Source organism: Sphingomonas mucosissima (assembly GCF_002197665.1).
Lineage (GTDB): Bacteria > Pseudomonadota > Alphaproteobacteria > Sphingomonadales > Sphingomonadaceae > Sphingomonas > Sphingomonas mucosissima.
Window position 1 is genome coordinate 438,553 of the sequence record NZ_NBBJ01000003.1, and the last position, 20,302, is coordinate 458,854.

The following is a 20,302-nucleotide window of genomic DNA, read 5'->3' on the forward strand; positions in this document are numbered from 1 at the left end:
ACCAGGGCCAATCTCGACGAGACCGGTTCGAGGTGTCACGAGCGATGCTGGCCCCGAACACTCCTTCACCTTTACACGACACTACGAGAGCATCGAGGTCAGCGATGAGGATTTATGAACCGGTCACTGCGAGATACGGATCACGTCACCCGGTAGCAGTCCCGACTTCTCGCAACGTTTGCTAACCACCAGCACCGGCCATTCACATTCGGTGCAGCGCTTGAGACCGGAAGTACCGCTGACGCCCGGTGCGGCCATCCAGGCGAGCTTCGTGGCTCCCAAAAGCGGACATCCGTTCATTTCCGATTGGTGAGCCGCAAGGCTGTTTCGTAGCGGCGACGCACCGCCGCGCCGTAAAAGCCAAGAAGTGTCACGCGGGGGCCGTAAAACCGTTGCGTGAAAAAGAACGTGCCCTCAATCCTGCGGTGGGCTTTATGGGTAGATGGTGTCTCACGGTCGCTTTCGCTCTGTCCGGAATGTCGGCTACCGCTAAAGCGCAAGTAGATTGGGGTCCAATCATTCAATCGGAGCCCATGGGCAGCGCGGTAGAGGAAGCCGGACGCGGGAAGAGGACCAAACCGCAACAGCGGCCTCCGCGCGATGCGAACGACCCGCTCCGACATCAGTGCAAGGCAGCTCGAGCCGCGGCGAAGGGCAAGACGCCACCGAACTGGTACTCGATACTTAGCAAATGCCTCGCTGCTGGATACTGATGAGGTCGTGATCCCTCAGCAAGTGAACGGGTCTGAAAAGGCTCAAAAGCAGATCATGCTGGGTTTCGGCAATGCCGTGAAAAGCGGGCACTGTTACCCGCACCGATCTCAAGGTGGGATGGAGTTTGAACCATCTGGCTATGGCAAGCGCTGGCAGGAGAGGATCGGCGGCGTGGTATTCAAGCGCAAAAGAGCTCGCTTTCTCTCTGTTGGCCTCACTTCGCGGCTGAGACGGTACTCGAGGTCGGTGCTGGCTGGTTGGCTTGCTCGCCGAGCGGCTTTACATGTCGGGTATGGAAAGCATCGGCGATGATCTCAATACGATGGCGCCGCGGCCTTTCGCCGACGGGCAGCTGGCAGCAATCCGAGGTATCTCCACTTCACGCCGCTACCGGCCCGGCGAGGTAGTGCTCGCAGCTGGAGACGCTCTGGACCGCTTCGTACTGGTAGAGGAAGGAGAGATTGAAGTCACCGATCCCGCCACGGGTGAGCGCCTGCTGCCTTCGACATTGAAGTCGGGACAATTCATGGGTGAGCTTGCCTTCTTAACCGGTGGGCCGATGACGCTGACCATGCGCGCAAGCGTCCCAACCCGCACGCTTGAGGCACCTCGCGCGGCGATGCTCCGCTTGATGAGCGATGTGCCAGAAATCGGGGATCACGTGCTGACCGTCTTTGCGGCTCGGCGGCGACGCATCTTTGAGGCAGGGGACAGTAGCTTGATTGTGCGCGGTGCAGATCGCGATCCAGCGGTCGCCCGAGTCGCAGGCTTTCTTAATCGCAACCGCATACCCTTTCATGAGGAGACCGAGGGTCAACCTGAGGTCATCTGGTCGGGCCGGGCGCTGGTAGATCCGACCCCTCGTGCTGTTGCTCGTCATCTCGGGCTCGATCTTAAAGCGACTCCCGCCGAAACGCTCGACCTGATCATCGTGGGAGCAGGGCCGGCTGGCGTCGCTGCGGCAGTCTACGCCGGTTCGGAAGGACTAAGGGCGCTGGTGATCGAGGACATTGCGATCGGTGGGCAGGCTGGAACGAGCTCCAGGATCGAAAACTACATGGGCTTTCCCACGGGGATTTCAGGCGCCGACCTAACCTTCCGAGGCCAAGTTCAAGCAATGAAGTTCGGGACACGTTTCGCGATGCCGCGCAAGGTCGAGGCGTTGTCGAAGCGAGAGGACGGCTTCTGTGTCACGCTGGACGGACGTGAGGAGTTGTGCGCCCGAGCGGTGCTGGTCGCAACAGGCGTTCAATATCGCCGCTTGCCGCTAGACCGGCTTGAGGAGTTCGAAGGCGCAGGCGTCTATTATGCTGCGACCGAGATGGAGGCACGCCTCTGTTCGCAGACCGAGGTGGTGGTAGTCGGAGGTGGCAACAGCGCGGGTCAGGCCGCTATGTACCTCTCGAGGGTCGCAGATCGAGTGCATGTGCTGGTACGTGGTGCGAGCCTCGCGGAGACGATGAGCGCCTACCTGCGCGAGCGCCTCGAGGCCGATCCGCGCATCACCATACACACAGGCAGCCAGCTAGAGCGGCTCGACGGTGGGGCGCACCTCGAGCAGGTTACAGTGGCGACGCCATCGGGCAGCATGTCAGTCGACTGCCGCGCTCTCTTCATAATGATCGGCGCAGCGCCCAATACCGACTGGCTATCAGGCCTCGTGAAGCTCGATAGTCACGGGTTTGTGCGCACCGGTGCGGAAGTGGGCGCCCTGTCGAGCTTTGCCACATCCTGCCCCGGAATATTCGCAGTAGGCGACGTTCGCTCCGGTTCGGTCAAAAGGGTGGCGAGCAGCGTCGGCGAAGGTTCGGTTGTTGTCAGCGCAATCTGGAGCCACGTCAACGCGCCGCCGCCTCAAACAGTTGGGATAGGCGGCTGACGAGCGCCTGCGCCACTTCTGCGGCCTGTTCCATAAAACAAGTGTGTTCATCCGTATTGTTCATCGCCTTGTTTACCTGAGCAGACGCGGCGCTTAGGACTTATTCACGTCGCCGAAAGAGCTCGGACGACTGTGAGCCAGATGACAGAATCTCAGCGTAGCATCATCTTTGAAGCGTGTTTACTACGCCATGCGCCGTCAGTTACTCTGGTTTTTGCGGCAAGCATGCGCCCCGCGCGAAGGCCCGCAGCTCACAATGCGCATGCATCATCCGCAAGCTGAATCGTAGTCGTTGGCGGCTCCAGCAGTGCCGCGATCGTGACGGTGAGTCCCCTGCCTGCCGCGCATCATCGATCAGGGTGGTGAGTAACGCCGCTCGACGTGCGGCTGGCGATCGCCAGTTCAGGTACTGGATATGGAAGAGCGACTTGCACCGTGAACTCTGCGCGGCTGAGCTTGTCCGCGATGGTCGCCAGAACAGGCGCAGTTCGACACTCAGCGTCTCGCTGGACTAGTGAAGGTCCGCTCGAACGAGTTCCATCAATCGGCGCACCAGCCGTGACAATCGCTCGGCATCCACCGTCGCGCAGGAACTGACTGCGGCTGTAGGGAGGCGCATTTGGCGGCTGATCCTGCAGCGGGTCTATTACGCGCACTTGGTGCAATAAACGCGGGAAAGATCTATGATCTGGCGGCCTCAAAGCCCATGGGTCTTTGATGGCCGATCACATCCTCTACAGTTTCCGTCGGTGCCCATATGCAATGCGAGCACGATTGGCCCTAGCAGTAAGCGGGACACGCTACGAACTTCGTGAGGTTCGGCTTTCTGATAAACCCCTGGGCTTGTTGCGCGCTTCGCCGAAGGGAACGGTGCCCGTACTTCAAACGGCAAGTGGAGCGATCATCGAGGAAAGTCTTGCGATCATGCGCTGGGCCTTGGAAGCGCAGGATCCGGAAGGCTGGCTTACACGCGTTGATCCCGAGTTGATCTCCGCAAACGACGGCATGTTCAAGCACCACCTTGATCGGTACAAATATCCCGACCGATACGGTTCAAAGCCCGATAAGCACCGCGCTGATGGCCTCCACTTTCTGCAGGAACTTGACTCACGAATAGCGCGTGCTGGCCAACTTTGCGGAACGAAACAGGGATTCACCGATACCGCGATCATGCCTTTTGTTCGACAATTCGCCGCAGTGGACCGTGACTGGTTCGACGCTCAGCGGCTGCCTTCCCTGCAGGGGTGGCTTGCGAGCCATCTTGCTTCCGATCGCTTCGCCAGCGTTATGTATAGGGCTGCCCCTTGGTCTGAGGGCGACCAGCCGATCATCGTGGACGGCTTCAAACATATCCACCAGTCGCACGAACTGGTTTGATTGGCGTTAGCGCCCGGTTGGCAGAACGGACGTCTAGTCTGGAGAGGCAGCTCAGATCGCCTGAACAGCGGGATTAAGTCATTGTTGCGGTGGTATGGGGATACTAGCGGGCCACAAGCCCGGCACTTTGTGAGTGGAACTTGCGGGCTAGGCACATGATCGGGCGATCGATTTTCCCTTCTCGCGCATGTGATGAGATGAAGCGGCAGGAGCGTTTCGACGGCCGATCTGCGGCTGCAATACCGCGTACGCTGATCGTTTTGCGATGACCCACGGCTAATTGGTTGGGTGGTGCCGCAAGCGAAAAACGGCATCAAATGGATCGCCCTGCACAGGTTCTTGGACAAGGTAAGCAACGGTCCCCGGTTGGCGCGCAGGTTGACCGAGGATGCCAGAGGGCGGACAAGGGTGACGCCGAAACGATGAACCAATTGATTGTTAAGGAGCTTCGCGACTGTATCGCGACCGTGCCGACAGAGCGTGTCGCGCGCGAGGTGTTGGAGCTTAGGCTGCGGCACGCGACCGTGTGGGGCAAGGTGCTCGTCGCGCACCTCGCCAACGAAGTCATGCGCCGGCCGAAGAGCTCCACAGCGATACCGTGGTGATGCAGCTGATGGGGCGGATGCACGGTGCGGGCACCTATCTGTACAAAACAGACATCTTCAACATGACGCGCACGGCGCTCGACCCTTTGCGCGTGAAACCTGGAGACGCCCGATGAGGCCGATCAACCGCATCGACCTGAACCTGCTCGGCACCTTCGAGGCGATCTACACGCAAGGCGGAGTGTCGGCGGCGGGGCGGCATCTGCATTTGTCGCAGTCGGCGATCAGCCATGCGCTCGCCCGACTGCGCATTGCGTTCGACGACGAACTGTTCGTCCGGGTCGGCAACGCAATCGTGCCCACCGCCCTGGCGCGCTCAGTGATTGATCCGGTTCGTGATGCGTTGCAGGGAGTGGAGCAGGCGCTCGCCGCAGCGGCGCGCTTCGATCCCGCAACTTCCACGCGCGCCTTCCGTATCGGGCTGCGCCAGGCGAACGAGGCGCGGGTGTTTGCCGATATTGTAGCCCATGTCGTACGCGCTGCACCGGGCGTGACGCTCGCCAGCGTCAACTTTCGCCGCAGCGACGTGGCGGAGGAGTTGGCTCGCGGCGATCTCGACCTTGCGATCGACGTGGCGAGCGATGTCACCGTTGGTCTGCACGCCATCCCGCTGCAGACGGATACAATGGTTGTCGCGGCGCGCCGCGGCCATCCGAGGATCGCGGGTGCGATCGACCTGATCACCTATTTGGCCGCCGATCATGTGCAGGCCTCGCCGCGCCGCTCAGGACCGGGCCTGGAGGACGAGGGACTAGCTGCGCTGGATGAGACACGGCGAGTGGCGATCCGCTGCCAGAACATCTGGTCCGCGTGGCAGGTGGTCGCCGAATCGGACTTGATCCTAACGTTGCTCGGCACCCACGCCGCGACACTGCTGCCCGTGGCTGACAACCAAATCGTGCCGCTGCCATTCGAGATCGCGCCGCGGCCGCTGCAGTTGCTGTGGCATCCCGCGGCAGAACGCGATCCCGGTAACATTTGGCTGCGCCGCTTGGTTCAGGAACACGCTTCCAACGATGAGGTCATGCCTGATGCTCATGGCGGCGATGGTGGATGATCATTACCGCTGATGATCCTCCCGGTTTAGGATTGAATTCAACCAAAAACACGGTGGGGCCCAATGTCGAACATCTTCACGATTCCGGAACTAGACGATCTGCGCATGTCCGAGGGCGTGCGCCCGCTTTTCGAGGCGGTGAAAGCATTCATTCGCGACCATGTCGATCCCATCTATCCCGAGTTCGAGCGCCTTGGTGAAGGGCGCGAGGATCGCTGGAGCTTCGCGCCGGGGCAGCTGGAGCTGCTGCAGGGTGCCAAGGACAAGGCCAAGGCGGCAGGGCTGTGGAACTTCTTCCTTCCCAATGCGGAGACGGGCGAGGGGCTGTCGAACCTTGATTATGCCTACATCGCCGCCGAACTCGGCAAGTCGCCGCTCGCCTCCGAAGCGCTAAACTGCTCGGCACCCGACACCGGCAACATGGAAGTGCTGGAGCGTGTCGGTACGCCTGAGCAGAAGAAGCAATGGCTCGAGCCGCTACTCGCCGGTGAGATCCGCTCCGCCTATGCGATGACCGAGCCTGATGTTGCTTCTTCCGACGCGAAGAACGTCCGCTGCGCCGCCCGGCTGGAAGGCGACGAATGGGTCATCAACGGCGAGAAGCACTACATTTCGGGCGCTGGCGATCCGCGCTGCAAGGTGATGATCACGATGGTGCGCACCAATCCCGACGCGCCGTCGTCGCAGCAGCAGTCGCAGATCCTCGTGCCGATGGACGCGCCGGGCGTCGAGATCATCGGCGCGATGGAGGTGTTCGGCAAGGATCACGCACCGCGCGGTCATATGCACCTTCGCTTCAACAACGTGCGCGTGCCGCGCGAGAACATCCTGTTGGGCGAAGGTCGCGGGTTCGAGATTTCGCAGGTCCGCCTTGGCCCGGGCCGTATCCATCATTGCATGCGCACGATCGGCAAGGCGGAAATCGCGCTCGACCTGATGGTCAAGCGCGGCAGTTCGCGTGAGGCGTTCGGCCGCTCGCTGATCATGCTGGGCAAGAACATTGAGCTCGTCAGCCGCGCGCGGATCGAAATAGAAGCGATGCGCCTGATGGTGCTGAAGGCCGCAAAAGCGATGGACGTGCTCGGCAATCGCGAGGCGCGCGTCTGGGTTAGCATGGTGAAGGCGATGGTGCCCGAAAAGACGTGCCAGATCATCGACCAGGCGATCCAGATCCACGGCGCCTATGGCATGAGCCAGTTCACCCCGCTTGCCGAGCTCTACGCGGACGTGCGCCACTTGCGCTTCGCCGATGGACCCGATGAGGTGCACCACATGGTGGTGGGCCGCAATGAACTGGCGCTGCACTGAGGGCACAAGCCTGATCAACCTGAGAGACGGCAGAGGAGGCGTCGGGAACAAGGCTGTTCCCCGACGCTATGCCTTGCTGGACGGGAGCCAAAGCCTTCGTGAGCCCGCCACCCGGCGAGTTGTTAAAGTAACTGCGTCGAACTCGGGACGGTTCGCGTCCCGGAAGTCCCAAGGCGGTCTGGTGCCTGAAACTGATCCGAACGGAAGGCTCAGCCGAACTCGGCGAGATAGGTATCAAACGCGTCCAGGAAGAGGCGGAGCTTGGCTGGTTGGTGGCGCCGGCTCGCTAGAACGGCCCAGATGCCCTGATCGGCTAGCTTTCCGTCGGCCAGAACGACGGGCGTGAGCCGGCCGTCCGCCACTTCTTCGCGCACGTTCCATTCGGACAGCCGAGCGATCCCTAGCCCCGATACGCTCGCCTGGTGAAGGGCTTCGACGCTGTCGGCCATGAAGCGGCCCCTGATAGCCTGCCGTACCGAGCGCCCGTTGCTGTCAAATGTCCAATGCGTAGTGGTTGGCGTCGACAAGCACTCGTGATGTTGCAGATCCTCCAGCGACGCCGGGGTGCCGTGCGCAGCAAGATAGGCAGGTGCGGCGTAAAGCCCCCTTGGATTATCCGCCAGCCGCCGTGCCACCAGCCCGTTCTCCCGCAACTCTCCCAGCCGCAGCGCGATATCGATGCCTTGCCCGGCGATGTCGACCAGGGCGTCGCTTAGCCGCAACTCGACTCGCAGGCGCGGGTGCATGCCAAGGAACGGTGCCAGCATCGGCGTCACCACCTTGCGGCCGAACGGCACGGAGGTGGCGATCCGAAGCATGCCGGACGCCCCGGCGCCGTCGGGCGTTGCCGCCGCGCGCCCTTCCTCCGCATGGTCGAGCATGGCTTCCGCGTGCGGCAGAAAGGCCTCGCCCTCGGGCGTAAGCGACAGCGACCGGGTGGTACGATTGACCAGGCGAACGCCCAATTCCTGCTCGAGCGCGGCGAGCCTGCGTGACGCGACAACCGGGGTTAGGCCCAACCATCGCCCGGCAGCGGAAAGGCTGCCTTGCCGGATCGTGTGGACGAATACCGTGATGTCGGCGATTTCGATCATATCACCTGATGATAAGCCGGCTTTACAGCTGGCGCTACTTATCCGCTGAACGAAAAGCTCCACTTTGGAACGACACGAGATTGAAGCAGGAGATTTCCGTGGAACACAGGGCAGAACGCGCTGGTGCATCGCCGCATGCCTGGATGGGGCAAGGGCTCACCCTTGCGATGGCCGGTGCCGCCGGTGTCGGTGTGGCCAATATCTACTACAACCAGCCGATGCTCGGCATGATGCAAGCCGATCTGCCGGGGCCCCTCACCACGCTGGTGCCCACTGCCACTCAGCTGGGCTATGCGGCGGGACTGTTCCTGCTGGTGCCGCTCGGCGACCTGGTGGAGCGCCGACGCCTCATTCTGATCCAGTTCCTGGCGCTCGCCGCTACTCTTGCGCTCGCCGCAGTGGCACCCGGCCCGGCACTGGTGCTCGCCGCCTCGCTGCTGGTCGGCGTGCTGTCCACCGTGGCGCAGCAGATCGTGCCGTTCGCAGCGCATCTCGCATCGCCCGAGCGGCGCGGTGCCATGGTTGGCGCGGTCATGGCCGGGCTGTTGTGCGGCATCCTGCTCAGCCGCACGCTGGCCGGCTTCGTCGGAGCGCATGCCGGCTGGCGTGCAATGTTTTGGCTTGGCGTGCCGATGGCGCTTGGTGCGGGCGCGGTAATGGCGGCGCGGCTGCCCCACAGTCGGCCCGACAGCAGCATGAGCTACGGCGCGCTGATCCGGTCGCTGGCCGCGCTCTGGGGGGAGTTCGCACCGCTGCGCATGGCGGCTATCACGCAGGCGTTGTTGTTCGGCGCCTTTAGCGTCTTCTGGACGATCCTGGCATTGCGCTTGCAGCAGCCGAGGTTCGGAATGGGGGCGGAGGCGGCCGGCCTGTTCGGGATCATCGGGGCGGTGGGCGTTCTCGCCGCGCCGATTGCCGGGCGCGTTGCCGATCGCCACGGTCCGCATCTCGTGATCATGCTCGGCGCGGTGCTGACGCTTGCCGGCTGGGCGATCTTTGGCCTGTGGGGGTCGCTCGCCGGGCTCATCATTGGGGTGATCCTGCTCGACTTCGGCGTCCAGAGCGCGCTCGTCTCCAACCAGCACATCGTTTACGCGCTGCGGCCCGAGGCACGGGCGCGGCTCAACACGATCTTCATGGGCGCCATGTTCCTAGGCGGGGCAGCAGGGTCCGCCGCGGCGACCTGGGCGTGGAGCACAAGCGGCTGGACGGCGGTGTCCATCCTTGGCGCAGCCTTGTCGGCGGCGGCGGTGGCGGTGCAGCTTGCCGGCGCCAGCCGCTTAACGTGATCGGCCGTCTCGGCACGATGCTATTGCGCCTGTCCGCAGCGCGGCTAGGCAGCGGCGCGACGCAGCGCTGAGAGTATTGGGACACATCAATGGCAGGGACGCGGTATCGGTTCGGCCCCTTCGTGCTCGAGCTCCCTCACCTCACCCTTGCGCGCAATGGTGTGCCGGTGAAGCTCGGCACCCGCGCGCTCAACCTGCTTGCGGTGCTGGCGGAGGCCGCGGGGGAGCTGGTCCCGCGCGACGAGCTGACCGAGCGTGTCTGGCCCCGGCAAGCGATCGACGACAGCGCCATTCGCGTGCATCTCTCCGCCGCGCGCAAGGCGCTGGGACAGGACGGGGGCGAGCCGCTGATCGTCGCGGAGGCGGGGCGCGGCTATCGCCTAACTGTGCCGGTTCTGCGTGAAGACCTTGCTCCGACGCCCGACGCAGACGCGTCTCGTGCGAAGTTACCCTCGCGGGTCGGTGCCATTCTCGGGCGCGAGCCGGTGATCGCAGCACTTGTCTACGAAGTGACCGCGCGCCGGTTCCTTTCACTGGTGGGGCCGGGCGGGATCGGCAAGACGACGGCGGCGCTGGCGATCGGGCAGCGGGTCGCCGACCAGAACGCAATGGACGCCTGGTTCGTCGATCTGGCACCGGTCAGCGAGGGTTCCACCGTCGGGACGACGCTGGCGACCGCGCTGGGGCTGCCGGGCGCCGGCTCCGATCTGGCCGGGCGTGTCGCCGCCCGCTTTTGCGACCGACCGGGGCTGATCCTGCTCGACAATTGCGAGCATGTCGTGGACGCGGCGGCCGCGCTTGCCGAGACGTTGCTTCAGGCCGCGCCCAGCCTGCTCCTGCTCGCCACCAGCCGCGAGCCGCTGCGCGCCGAGGGCGAATGGGTGCACCGGTTGGCCGCGCTGGAGGTGCCGAACGACGCGGATCGCAACAGCGTTGAGCAAGCGGAATCCTGCGCCGCCACCGCCCTGTTCACGGATCGCGCCCGCGCCGTGAACGCCGATTTCCGGCTCGATGAAGATAATCTGTCCGCCGTGGTCGAGATCTGCCAGCGGCTCGACGGCATTCCGCTCGCCATCGAGCTCGCCGCCGCGCGTGGCGATATCATGACCCCGCAGGCGATCGCGGCAGGGCTGGACGACCGCTTCGCCCTGCTGAACCGTGGCCGGCGAACCGCGGTACCGCGCCAACGTACGCTGCGCGGTGCATTGGACTGGAGCTACGACCTGCTCGATCCGCCAGTGCGCGCGCTACTCGATCGCCTGTCGCTGTTCCGCAGCAGCTTCGCGGCGGACGCGGCCGCAGCGCTGGCCACCGGCCTCCCGCCATCCGATTACGGGGCGCAGGACCTACTCGACGAACTCGTTGCCAAGTCGATGGTGGTGGCAACACCCGCCGCCGACGGCGCGCGCTTTCGGCTTTTGGACACTACTCGCCATTATGGTCTCGCGCGGCTCGACGCCGCCGGCTTCGACGAAGGCGCGCGGCGGGATCACGCCCGCTATTTGCTCGGCCGGCTGGCGGGCAGCGCGGCCGCCTGGGAGGGCAAGGCGCAGCGCGAGTGGCTGGCGGGCTATAGCGCGCAGATCGACGATGTTCGCAGCGCCATCCTGTGGGCGAGCGGTGCCGCCGGGGGCAGTGGCGATCCGCGCCTCGCCACCGAGCTGGTGATCGCCGCCGCGCCCTTGTGGTTTCACCTGTCGCTGCCCGGCGAATTCCTTCGTCACGCCGAGGCTGCGATCCCCGGCATGGAGGCCGGCGGCGTCGCCCCCTCCCGGCAGGTCGAGCTGTTGTCCGCGTATGGCCACGCGCTTTGGCACATCCAGGGGCCAGTGCCCGCCATGGCTGATTCGTTCGCGCGGGCGCTGGATCTCGCCCGAAGCGTCGGGTCCGCGCCGCTGGCGCTGCGCGCGCTCTGGGGCGTTTGGGCGCAGCGCATCCTGGCCGGTGAGTATGCCGAAAGCCTTGCGCTCGCCCGGCAATTCGATGCGCAAGTCGGACCACAGGGCATGGCGGCGGACCGGCTGACCGGCGCGCACAACCTCGCGCTGTCGCATCATTTTTCCGGAGATCACAATGCCGCCACCGCGATGTTGAAGCTGGTGATGGCCGGCGACGCCGCGCCCGAGCGCGCCAACCACGCCAATCACGCCCAGGTTGATGGCAAGATCGCGGCCATGAGCCTGTTGATGCGGCTGCACTGGGCGCGCGGCGATCTCGGGGGCGCGCTCGCGATCGCTCGGGACTGCGCGGCGGATGCGGTGCGCATCGATCACGCTTTGTCGCTCTGCTACGGCCTCGCCATCGGCTGCATCCCGGTCGCCATTGCCGCCGGTGAGCCGGCGCTGGCGGAGGTGTGGATCGCCGCCTTGCGGGCGCGCACGGAGCGGCACGGCCTCGATCACTGGCACCGTTTCGTGCTCGGCTACTCCCGCGCACTGGTGGGGGACGACACACCGGTGGAGGGCATGAGCGCCATGCAAGCCGAGATGTTCGCCGTCGCGCGCGATGCCCATGCTCAGGTGCCCTGGCGGCGCGAAGCCGCTTAACGTCTCTTCACGACGCTTCACTCGCGAGCCGATCAGAGGGCGGGCATAACTCTCCTTGCCAAGCCGGCATACGCCCGGCGCCAAGGTCAAGGAAGACGCCGTGCCCCAATTCACTCTCTGCCCGATCGCCGCGCGCCGCGCCGCCGCGCTGGTGGAGCCAGCGTCGGCCCTCGCGGTGCTCGATCCCGTTGTCCGTTCCTTTCTCGATCGCTGGGATGAGCGGCCGGCCGAGCTCCTGGGTGCCGAACCGACCACGGCTGGGGTTGCGCGGCTGGCACCGGATTGCGTGCTGGTAAGACCAGCCGACGCATCCGGGCCGCTACCCCTCTTCCTCTATCTGCCCGGAACCTCGGAGCATGCCGGCCTGCGAACCTCGGCGCTGCAGACGCTGGCGGCGCAAGCTGGGATTGCCGTCCTGGAGATCGCCGTGCCGTTCGACGTGACGCCAGCCGACTTGCAGGCCACGATCGATGACCGGGTCGCAGCGGTCTCCGACCTTACCGATCGTCCCGATCGCATCGCAATCGGCGGCGATGGGCTTGGTGCGGCGCGGGCGCTCAACCTTGCACTCCATGGCGGCGAATACCGGCTGTTGGTGATGGCCACGCCTGTACTGGGCTCCCCGGTTGAAAGCAGGGCCGACGCATGGATGCCCTGCCGCCGAGCGGCCGGGCTGGCAGCAGCGTCGGAGGTAATCGATCCCACGCACCTTGCAGCAGGATCGGCGAACCTCCCGCCGGTGCTGATGCTGACGGCGGAGGCCGATCCGTTCCGCGAGAGCGCGGAGGCAACGGCGCACACGTTGCTCCGCCAGGATGTCGAGGTCTCCGCCGTCCGGTTCCTTGGCACCATTCACGACTTCACCTGGCTTCCGCCGCTCAGCGACGCGTCCGCGTCGATGGAGGCATGCCAGCTGATCGCGGGGGCGCTGCGCCAGCGCCTCCACGCACCCACCTGGCAACAGGCGGGCTAACACCGCGCCGCGTCTGACGCGGCAGCACTGTTCAACTCTCTCGAACGATCAAGCCGATTATATCCGGATAACCCGGGTGAACGGACGTGCCTATCGTCCGCTCAGACCGCTGCCCACGACCACCACCAAGAAAGGGAAAACGACCATGACCAATGCCACCGCAACGCCCGGCAAAACCCTCCTCAAGCCGAACGATCACACCCTTATTCTGATCGACTTCCAATCGCAGATGGCCTTCGCCACCAAGTCGATCGCCCCCGAACTGCTGCGCAACAACGCCGCCCTGGTGTCGCAGGCCGCCGCCGGCTTCGGCGTCTCTACCATCCTCACCACCGTCGCCGAGAAGAGCTTCTCCGGCCCGATGTTTGACGAGATCACCACGCCGTTCCCCGGCCAGAAGCTGCTCGACCGCACCAGCATGAACACCTGGGAAGACGAAGCCGTGATCGAGGAGGTCAACCGCATCGGCAAAGGCCGCATCGTTTTCGCGGGTCTCTGGACCAGCGTCTGCATCGTCGGCCCCGCGCTTTCCGCGCTCGACCAGGGCTTTGAAGTCTATGTCATCACCGACGCTAGCGGCGACATCTCCCCGGAAGCGCATGAGCGCGCCGTCGAGCGGATGGTGCAGGCCGGCGCCCGTCCGATCACGTCGCTCCAGTATCTGCTCGAGCTGCAGCGCGATTGGGCGCGCGGCGAAACGTACAACATGACCACCGGCATCGCCCGCAAATGGGGCGGCGCCTACGGCCTGGGCATCACCTACGCCAAGACGATGTTCAACGCCTCCGAAGGCGCACACTGATCGTTGCGCGGTCGAACCAATCGTGGTTCGGCCGCGCTCCTTCTCACCCGATCGAAACGGACCTCATGATGAGCACGATCACCACCCAGGACGGCACCGAAATTTTCTTCAAGGACTGGGGGCCGAAAGACGCCCAGCCGATCATGTTCCACCACGGCTGGCCGCTGTCGTCGGACGATTGGGACGCGCAGATGCTGTTCTTCCTGGAACAGGGCTTCCGCGTCGTCGCGCATGATCGCCGCGGCCACGGCCGCTCGGCACAGGTCGACCACGGCCATGACATGGCGACCTATGCCGCCGACGCCGCTGCGGTCGCCGCGCATCTCGATCTGCGCAATGCCGTCCACATCGGCCATTCGACGGGCGGCGGCGAAGTCGCGGCCTATGTCGCGCGTCACGGCATTCCCGAGGGCCGCGTCGCCAAGGCGGTGCTGGTCAGCGCGGTGCCGCCGATCATGGCGAAGACCGATCGTTACCCGGGCGGCCTGCCGATCGACGTGTTCGACGGTCTGCGCAGCGCACTCGCGGCGAACCGCGCACAATTCTTCCACGATCTCCCCGCCGGGCCGTTCTACGGCTTCAACCGCGAGGGCGCCGACGTGAAGCCGGCGGTGATCGACAATTGGTGGCGCCAGGGCATGATGGGCAGCGCGCTCGCCCATTATCACGGCATCAAGGCCTTCTCGGAAACCGACCAGACCGACGATCTAAAGGCGATCACCGTGCCGACGCTGATCCTGCACGGCGATGACGATCAGATCGTGCCCTACCAGAACGCCGGTGTCCTCTCGGCCGACATCGCGCCCAACGCGACGCTGAAGATCTACCCGGGCTTCTCGCACGGCATGCTGACGGTGAACGCTGACGTGCTCAACGCCGACCTGCTCGCTTTCATCCGCGGCTGACGAACAGGGGAACGGCGCCATGAAGCCTTACATTCTCTCACTCGGCGCCGGGCTGCTGATCGGCGTGATCTATAGCCTCATCGACGTCCGTTCCCCCGCCCCGCCGATCGTCGCACTGATCGGGCTCGCCGGCATCCTCGCCGGCGAGCAGATCGTGCCGCTCGCCAAGCGGCTCATCGACACCCCCGCGATCACCCGATCGGAGCCAAGACCATGACCGATCTCACCCGCCGCGGCCTGCTCGCCGGTGCCGCCGGCACCGTCCTCGTTACTGCCACTGAAAGCCTCGCCATGCAGACGCAGCCCGACCTCATCATCACCAATGCCAAGGTCACCACGCTCGATCGGTCCAACCCGGTCGCCCAGGCGGTCGCGATCCGCGACGGCAAGTTCCTCAGCGTCGGTAGCGAGGCCGAGGTTCGCGCCGCCACGCGTGGCAATCCGCAGGTGATCGACGCGCGCGGACGCCGCCTCATCCCCGGCCTGATCGACAGCCACATCCACGTCATCCGCGGCGGGCTGAACTATAACATGGAGCTGCGCTGGGAGGGCGTGCCGAGCCTCGCCGACGCGATGGCGATGCTGAAGAAGCAGGCTGAAAACACCCCGCCCCCGCAATGGGTGCGCGTCGTCGGCGGCTTCACCGAGCATCAGTTCGCCGAGAAGCGCCTGCCGACGCTGGACGAGATCAACGCCGCCGCGCCCGACACGCCGGTGTTCATCCTCCACCTCTACGATCGCGCCCTGCTCAACGCCGCCGCGCTGCGTGCGGTGGGCTATACGAAGGACACGCCCAACCCGCCGGGCGGCGAGATCGTCCGCGATGCCGCCGGCAACCCGACCGGGCTGCTGCTCGCGCAACCCAACGCCACCATCCTCTATGCCACGCTCGCCAAGGGCCCGAAGCTGCCCGGGGATTACCAGCTCAACTCCACCCGCCACTTCATGCGCGAGCTGAACGGGCTGGGCGTCACCAGCGTGATCGACGCAGGCGGCGGCTACCAGAACTATCCCGACGATTATCAGATCATCGAGAAGCTGCATCAGGACGATCAGCTAACCGTGCGCATTGCCTACAACCTCTTCACGCAAAAGCCGAAGGAGGAGCTGAAGGACTTCGCCACCTGGTCGACCAAGGTGAAGCCGGGCGACGGCGACGACACCTATCGTCACAATGGCGCTGGCGAGATGCTGGTCTATTCGGCCGCCGACTTCGAGGATTTCCGCGTCGAGCGGCCCGACATGCCGCCGTCGATGGAAGGTGACCTCGAACCCGTCATCCGCCTGCTCGCCGAACGCCGCTGGCCCTGGCGCCTCCACGCCACCTACGACCAGACGATCGGCCGCGCGCTCGACGTGTTCGAGAAGGTCAACCGGGACATCCCGCTCCAGGGCCTCAACTGGTTCTTCGACCACGCCGAGACGATCAGCCACCGCAATATCGATCGCATCGCCGCGCTCGGCGGCGGCATCGCCGTGCAGCACCGCATGGCGTTCCAGGGCGAATATTTTGTCGAGCGCTACGGCGCCCGAGCGGCCGAGGCGACCCCGCCGATCCGCCGCATGATGGAGGCGGGCGTTCCCGTCGGCGCCGGCACCGATGCGACCCGCGTGGCGAGCTACAACCCCTGGGTATCGCTGTCGTGGCTCGTCACCGGCAAGACGGTCGGCGGCCTGTCGCTCTATCCGGTGCGCAACCGCATCGATCGCGAGACCGCGCTGCGTCTGTGGACCGAACGCAACACTTGGTTCTCCAACGAGGTAGGCAAGAAGGGCCAGATCAAGGCGGGCCAACTCGCCGATCTGGCGCTGCTGTCCGAGGACTATTTCTCGGTTTCCGAAAGCGAAATCGCGCACCTGCGTTCGGTTTTGACGCTGCTCGGCGGCAAGGTGGTGCACGGGGAGGGCGATTACAGCGCGATCGCGCCCGAATTACCCCGTGCCATGCCCGACTGGTCCCCGGTTGCTACATTCGGCGGCCACTATAGGACAGAAACTGCCCAGAAGCTCGCCGCCGCCTGCGGCTGCGCCTCGGCCTGCAACGTCCACGGCCACGACCATGCCGGCGCACTGGGCGCCAACGTGCCCGCGGCGGACGTCCAGAGCTTCTGGGGTGCGTTCGGCTGCGGCTGCTGGGCGGTCTGAGCGATGGCACCTGCAACCTTTGCGAGCTTGCTCGCCAACCGCCGCGTGACCATCGCTGCGACGATCCTGCTCACCTTGCCCTATTGGGCCAGCGGCATCGCCAAGCTTGCCGACCGGAACGGCGCGATGGCGGAGGCCGAGTATTTCGGCCTCCATCCTGCCAGCGCGATTGCTGCACTCACCATCCTCGTCCAACTCGGCGGATCGCTGCTGGTGATCATGGGGCGCCAAGCCTGGCTGGGCGCCGGCGCGCTCGGGGTCTTCACTGCCGCTGCTACGCTGATCGCGCACCCCTTCTGGACCGTCGCCGATCCGATCGCGCGCTTCCACGAACGCAACACCTTTCTTGAACATGCCGGGCTGGTCGGGGGGCTGATGCTCGCTGCGATCGTGCGGGAGAAGACACGATGACCGACGTTACGGAAAAGCCGCTCTCCAGCCCCGTCTTCCGCGCGCTCTGGATCGCCACCATCGTCTCCAACATCGGCACCTGGATGCACGATGTCGGCGCTGGTTGGCTGATGACCTCGCTCTCCGCCAACCCGCTGATGGTGGCGCTGGTGCAGGCGGCGACCACCCTGCCGATGTTCCTTCTCGCGCTCCCCGCCGGCGCACTGGCCGACATCGTCGATCGCCGTAAGCTGCTGATCGGCGCGCAATTGTTCAGCCTTATCGCCACCGCCCTGCTCGCGCTCGCTACCTTCGGCGGGATCACCACCGCGCCGCTGCTGCTCGCGCTCACCGCCGCGATCGCGGTCGGCGCTGCCCTGTCCGCGCCTACCTTCCAGGCGATCGTTCCCGAACTGGTGCCCGGCAAGGCGCTGCAACAGGCGGTCGCGCTCAACAGCCTGGGTGTCAACATCGCCCGCGCGATCGGCCCGGCTTTGGGCGGCGTTATCATCGCCGCCGCCGGCACCGGCGCGGTCTTCGCCTTGAACGCCGTCTCGGTGCTCGGTGTCGTCGCCGTGATCGCCCGCTGGCGCCGGGACGTGCAGCAGCGCCACCTGCCCGCCGAGCATTTCGTCGGCGCGATGCGCGCCGGGATGCGCTACGCCCTCAGCGCGCCCGAGCTGAAGACGGTGCTGATCCGCTCGGTTGGCTTCTTCCTGTTCGCCAGCGCCTTGTGGGCGCTGCTGCCGATCGTCGCGCGGCGCGATCTCGGCCTCGGCCCGGCGGGTTATGGCGGCCTGCTCACCTTCATGGGCCTCGGCGCGATTGCTGGCGCGATGCTGATGCCGAGGCTGCGCGGCAAGCTCGGCGCGAACCGCACCACAATCGCCGCCTCCCTACTACTTGCAGCGGCGATGATCGGCCTGTCGCTGTCGCACAGCTTCGTCGCCGCCGCCGCTTCGCTCGGCGCGGGCGGCTTCGCCTGGATTACAATGATGGCGATGCTCAACGGTGGGGCGCAGGCCAGTTCGCCCGGCTGGGTCAAGGCGCGCGCGCTCGCCATCTACCTACTCGTCTTTCAGGGGTCGATGACCGCCGGCTCCACCCTGTGGGGCGCGATCGCCGGGCGGATCGGGGTACCCTCGACGCTGCTCCTCGCCGCGCTGCTGCTGTCCGCCGTCACGCTGCTGCTCGCCTGGCGCCGCCCGCTCGACGGCATGGCGAAGCTCGATCTCGCCCCCTCGCTCCATTGGCCCGCGCCGATGATCGACAACGAGGTGGAGCATGATCGCGGCCCGGTGCTGGTGACGATCGAATATCGCGTCGACCCCGCCCGCGTCCCCGCGTTCTTCGCCGCGATGCAGGACATGCGCCGCATCCGCCGCCGGGACGGCGCGATCCACTGGGGGCTGTACGAGGATGTCGCCGCGCCGGGCCTCGTCATTGAGACGTTCACCGTGGAAAGCTGGCTCGAACACCTGCGCCAGCACGACCGCGTCACCAACGCCGATCGGGTGCAGCAGGATGCGTTGCGTGCCTTCCAACGCGATGGCACGCCTCCCCTTGTCCGCCATCTGATCGCTCAATGATCCGCGCGCTGATCCTCGCCGCACTGCTCGGCCTGCCGCTCCCCGCGGCCGGGCAGATCGAGCGAACCAACCTTCGCTATGACGAGGATTGGTCCCACTTCGCGGCGCGCCCAATCGCGACGCGCAATGGTGGGCTCGACTGAAAAACAAGCCGGTCGACCCTGATGGCATCGTTAGCGTCACCTTGGGGGCCGAAGCCCGCGCTCGTTATGAAGGGTTTGACAGCAACAATTGGGGTCAGGCGCCGGCCCCAGACGACGGCTATCTCTGGCTCCGCTTTCTTCCGCTCGTCGACGTTCACGCCGGCCCGGTCCGCGCCTTTGTTCAGGGGATCGCCGGCTATGCAAGCGGCGTCGGCGCAGGCGCGGGACCGGCCGATGAGACCGGGATTGATCTGCTCCAAGGTTTCGCCGACCTCCAGCTGCCGCTCGGCGATCGCGGCAACGTCACACTGCGCGGTGGTCGGGAGCTGATCGCGCTCGGCTCGGAGCGGCTGGTGGGGTCACGCTATGGCCCCAACATTCCCCAGCCATTCGACGGAGCGCGGTTGATGGTCACACACGGCGGTGCGCAGGTTCAGGGGTTCCTCATGCGGCCGGTCGCGACCGGGCCGGGCAATCTCGACGATCGCAGCTCGCGAACACGCCGGCTCGGCGGCCTATATGCCACATTGTCGCTCGGGACAGGGAACAGCGTCGATATTTACTGGCTGCGCTATAGCGATGATGCCGCGCACTACCGGGACGCACAGGTCGGGGAGCGACGCGACACCTATGGCGTGCGGCTGTTCGGAACACGCACTGGCCTCAGATGGAATTGGGAAGCGATGCTCCAGCGCGGCCGGTTCGGTACGGCGGATATCCACGCCTGGTCGATCGCAACCGAAACCAGCTATTCCTTCGCCAAGGCCCCGCTCGCACCTCGTCTGCGACTGCGCGCTAATATCGCGAGCGGCGACCGCGATCCGAACGACCGCAGACTTGGCACGTTCAACGCACTGTTCCCCAAGGGCAAGTATTTCGGCGAGCTCTCCCCAATCGGGCCGCGCAACATCGCAAACCTGCATCCCAGCATCGATGTCGATCTGGGCCGCGGCGTGACGGCCGAGCTTGCCGGTGTGGCCTATTGGCGAGCGAGCCAAGGAGACGGCATCTATGACGTGCCCGGCCAGCAGATCCGCCCGACCGGCGATAGCGACGCTCGCCACATCGGCAATCAGGTGGAAGTCTTGGTCGGCTGGCAGGCTAACACGATCCTGTCTTTTTCTGTGTCGGCCTCTTTGTTTGCGCCGGGCGAGTTCGTGCGCGAAACCGGGCCGGCGCGCCCGATCCACATGCTAGGCGCAGAGGCGATGCTGCGCTTTTAACAATCAAGAAGCGAAGATTGTCCGGCCGTAAGCTCCCTTTGAATGCGGCAGAATAAGCGTCCGCTCTGGGCGAAAGCAGATGTCCGCCGTTCTCAGTTCGTGTCGCGAGCGTGGCTTAGGTCATAATCGTGTTCAGGGCGGCAGCGGGACGATCTAGGTCCAGCCCAGGACTTCCGTCGACAATTCTTTGTATTCGTAGACAAAGGCATCCCTCGGTCTTCTTCGACGTGCGCGAGGTCAGCCCAGCGGTAATTGCGAAGCTT

Annotated in this window: 16 protein-coding genes and 1 pseudogene; 16 read left to right on the forward strand and 1 reads right to left on the reverse strand. The window is 65.2% G+C overall.

The annotated features are described in order from the left end of the window. Positions 1 to 976 precede the first annotated feature (976 nt). From SPMU_RS11645 to SPMU_RS11665, 5 genes are all read left to right on the forward strand, one after another. Complete coding sequence (locus SPMU_RS11645; protein WP_342746446.1) at positions 977 to 2,593, forward strand: FAD-dependent oxidoreductase; 1,617 nt, start codon at positions 977 to 979, stop codon at positions 2,591 to 2,593. Between the two features lie 717 nt (positions 2,594 to 3,310). Beyond that, positions 3,311 to 3,970 carry a glutathione S-transferase gene (locus SPMU_RS11650; protein WP_088334028.1) on the forward strand — a complete coding sequence of 220 codons (660 nt, stop codon included), beginning with the start codon at positions 3,311 to 3,313 and terminating at the stop codon, positions 3,968 to 3,970. 422 nt (positions 3,971 to 4,392) lie between these two features. Then, entirely contained in the window at positions 4,393 to 4,575 is a 183-nt protein-coding gene (locus SPMU_RS16705; protein WP_140418464.1) for a hypothetical protein, read from the forward strand. A 112-nt stretch (positions 4,576 to 4,687) separates the two neighbouring features. Next, entirely contained in the window at positions 4,688 to 5,632 is a 945-nt protein-coding gene (locus SPMU_RS11660; protein ID WP_088334030.1) for a LysR family transcriptional regulator, read from the forward strand. A gap of 63 nt (positions 5,633 to 5,695) precedes the next feature. After that, the gene (locus SPMU_RS11665) at positions 5,696 to 6,940 is read left to right on the forward strand and encodes an acyl-CoA dehydrogenase family protein (protein ID WP_088334031.1); all 1,245 of its coding nucleotides are present in this window, start codon (positions 5,696 to 5,698) and stop codon (positions 6,938 to 6,940) included. Between the two features lie 209 nt (positions 6,941 to 7,149). Here SPMU_RS11665 and SPMU_RS11670 read toward each other — a convergent pair whose 3' ends face one another. Beyond that, complete coding sequence (locus SPMU_RS11670; RefSeq protein WP_211275781.1) at positions 7,150 to 8,034, reverse strand: LysR family transcriptional regulator; 885 nt, start codon at positions 8,032 to 8,034, stop codon at positions 7,150 to 7,152. Positions 8,035 to 8,201: 167 nt separating this feature from the next. Between SPMU_RS11670 and SPMU_RS11675 the strand changes: the two genes are divergently transcribed. From SPMU_RS11675 to SPMU_RS11720, 11 genes and pseudogenes are all read left to right on the forward strand, one after another. Further along, complete coding sequence (locus SPMU_RS11675) at positions 8,202 to 9,323, forward strand: MFS transporter (RefSeq protein ID WP_088334146.1); 1,122 nt, start codon at positions 8,202 to 8,204, stop codon at positions 9,321 to 9,323. A gap of 89 nt (positions 9,324 to 9,412) precedes the next feature. Beyond that, entirely contained in the window at positions 9,413 to 11,869 is a 2,457-nt protein-coding gene (locus tag SPMU_RS11680; RefSeq protein ID WP_088334032.1) for an ATP-binding protein, read from the forward strand. A 100-nt stretch (positions 11,870 to 11,969) separates the two neighbouring features. After that, the gene (locus tag SPMU_RS11685) at positions 11,970 to 12,842 is read left to right on the forward strand and encodes an alpha/beta hydrolase (protein WP_169715708.1); all 873 of its coding nucleotides are present in this window, start codon (positions 11,970 to 11,972) and stop codon (positions 12,840 to 12,842) included. A 145-nt stretch (positions 12,843 to 12,987) separates the two neighbouring features. Then, positions 12,988 to 13,644: a hydrolase gene (locus SPMU_RS11690; protein WP_088334147.1), complete on the forward strand. Its 657-nt coding sequence runs from the start codon at positions 12,988 to 12,990 to the stop codon at positions 13,642 to 13,644. A 68-nt stretch (positions 13,645 to 13,712) separates the two neighbouring features. Continuing rightward, complete coding sequence (locus tag SPMU_RS11695) at positions 13,713 to 14,549, forward strand: alpha/beta fold hydrolase (protein WP_088334148.1); 837 nt, start codon at positions 13,713 to 13,715, stop codon at positions 14,547 to 14,549. A gap of 19 nt (positions 14,550 to 14,568) precedes the next feature. Further along, a pseudogene (locus SPMU_RS11700) lies at positions 14,569 to 14,745 on the forward strand (DUF1427 family protein); the annotation flags it as partial. Positions 14,746 to 14,762: 17 nt separating this feature from the next. Next, the gene (locus tag SPMU_RS11705) at positions 14,763 to 16,694 is read left to right on the forward strand and encodes an amidohydrolase (RefSeq protein ID WP_088334035.1); all 1,932 of its coding nucleotides are present in this window, start codon (positions 14,763 to 14,765) and stop codon (positions 16,692 to 16,694) included. Positions 16,695 to 16,697: 3 nt separating this feature from the next. Beyond that, entirely contained in the window at positions 16,698 to 17,105 is a 408-nt protein-coding gene (locus tag SPMU_RS11710; RefSeq protein ID WP_088334036.1) for a DoxX family protein, read from the forward strand. Continuing rightward, the gene (locus tag SPMU_RS11715; RefSeq protein WP_088334037.1) at positions 17,102 to 18,673 is read left to right on the forward strand and encodes an MFS transporter; all 1,572 of its coding nucleotides are present in this window, start codon (positions 17,102 to 17,104) and stop codon (positions 18,671 to 18,673) included. The genes SPMU_RS11710 and SPMU_RS11715 overlap by 4 nt, the downstream gene beginning before the upstream one ends. Next, entirely contained in the window at positions 18,670 to 18,816 is a 147-nt protein-coding gene (locus SPMU_RS17305) for a hypothetical protein (protein ID WP_245833173.1), read from the forward strand. Before SPMU_RS11715 ends, SPMU_RS17305 begins: the two co-directional genes overlap by 4 nt. A gap of 41 nt (positions 18,817 to 18,857) precedes the next feature. Beyond that, on the forward strand, positions 18,858 to 20,039 hold the full coding sequence (locus tag SPMU_RS11720) for an alginate export family protein (RefSeq protein WP_245833175.1): 1,182 nt from the start codon (positions 18,858 to 18,860) through the stop codon (positions 20,037 to 20,039). The last annotated feature ends 263 nt before the right edge of the window (positions 20,040 to 20,302 follow it).

Bases quoted from the DNA above. Each gene is read 5' to 3' on its own strand.
- SPMU_RS11690 (WP_088334147.1), top strand. From the start codon at position 12,988: ATGACCAATGCCACCGCAACGCCCGGCAAAACCCTCCTCAAGCCGAAC.
- SPMU_RS17305 (WP_245833173.1), top strand. From the start codon at position 18,670: ATGATCCGCGCGCTGATCCTCGCCGCACTGCTCGGCCTGCCGCTCCCC.
- SPMU_RS11680 (WP_088334032.1), top strand. From the start codon at position 9,413: ATGGCAGGGACGCGGTATCGGTTCGGCCCCTTCGTGCTCGAGCTCCCT.
- SPMU_RS11660 (WP_088334030.1), top strand. From the start codon at position 4,688: ATGAGGCCGATCAACCGCATCGACCTGAACCTGCTCGGCACCTTCGAG.
- SPMU_RS11695 (WP_088334148.1), top strand. From the start codon at position 13,713: ATGAGCACGATCACCACCCAGGACGGCACCGAAATTTTCTTCAAGGAC.
- SPMU_RS11705 (WP_088334035.1), top strand. From the start codon at position 14,763: ATGACCGATCTCACCCGCCGCGGCCTGCTCGCCGGTGCCGCCGGCACC.
- SPMU_RS11675 (WP_088334146.1), top strand. From the start codon at position 8,202: ATGGCCGGTGCCGCCGGTGTCGGTGTGGCCAATATCTACTACAACCAG.
- SPMU_RS16705 (WP_140418464.1), top strand. From the start codon at position 4,393: ATGAACCAATTGATTGTTAAGGAGCTTCGCGACTGTATCGCGACCGTG.
- SPMU_RS11710 (WP_088334036.1), top strand. From the start codon at position 16,698: ATGGCACCTGCAACCTTTGCGAGCTTGCTCGCCAACCGCCGCGTGACC.
- SPMU_RS11715 (WP_088334037.1), top strand. From the start codon at position 17,102: ATGACCGACGTTACGGAAAAGCCGCTCTCCAGCCCCGTCTTCCGCGCG.
- SPMU_RS11665 (WP_088334031.1), top strand. From the start codon at position 5,696: ATGTCGAACATCTTCACGATTCCGGAACTAGACGATCTGCGCATGTCC.
- SPMU_RS11650 (WP_088334028.1), top strand. From the start codon at position 3,311: ATGGCCGATCACATCCTCTACAGTTTCCGTCGGTGCCCATATGCAATG.
- SPMU_RS11670 (WP_211275781.1), bottom strand. From the start codon at position 8,034: ATGATCGAAATCGCCGACATCACGGTATTCGTCCACACGATCCGGCAA.